The sequence below is a fragment of the Psychrobacter sp. 1Y4 genome (assembly GCF_051847555.1).
In genome coordinates this window covers 1-538 of sequence record NZ_JBPYDE010001057.1, presented here as the reverse complement: position 1 = coordinate 538, position 538 = coordinate 1, and the positions used below count along the sequence as shown (strand labels likewise).

Sequence of the window (538 nt, the reverse complement as noted above, 5' to 3'; positions counted from 1 at the left end):
CCTAACTTGTTCACCACGTTTATGTTTGTACCTCGTTTATGTCGTCCGCGTGCTCATCGTAAAGACGCATCTGCAGAACCTCCCCCGAGAATGACTACTAGTTCTCGATTTGGTTATACTTCTTTGTCAGCACTATCTGCATTGGCAATTCTTCTGCTACCGCAGGCAGTGTGGGCAGCTGGTGCTGTAGCAACACCAACTGCTGTAGCAGCACCAACCGCACTTAGCGTAGCATTATTGATATTTTTTGTGGCTGTTGCTATCGGCATCTCATTTGTGTGCTCTTTATCAGAGGCCGCATTACTGAGCATGACACCATCCTATATTGCGGATGTGCAAGAAACGAATCCAAAAAAAGCAAATATGCTAAGACGATTAAAAGTCGATAATATTGATCAATCGTTGGCCGCTATTTTAACGTTGAATACCGTTGCCCATACACTTGGCTCTATCGGAGCGGGTGCTCAGGCTACGATTGTGTTTGGTAGTGCTTCGTTTCGGCTATTTTCTGCCATTATGCCGTTGGCTATCTTATTCT

The 538-nt window shown here is 45.2% G+C and carries 1 protein-coding gene; it reads left to right on the top strand.

Annotated features, from left to right (window positions below):
- Positions 1–21: 21 nt before the first annotated feature.
- Positions 22–538 (top strand): DUF21 domain-containing protein (locus ACS8FC_RS20390; RefSeq protein WP_439298124.1); only part of this gene is annotated, 517 nt, incomplete at its 3' end.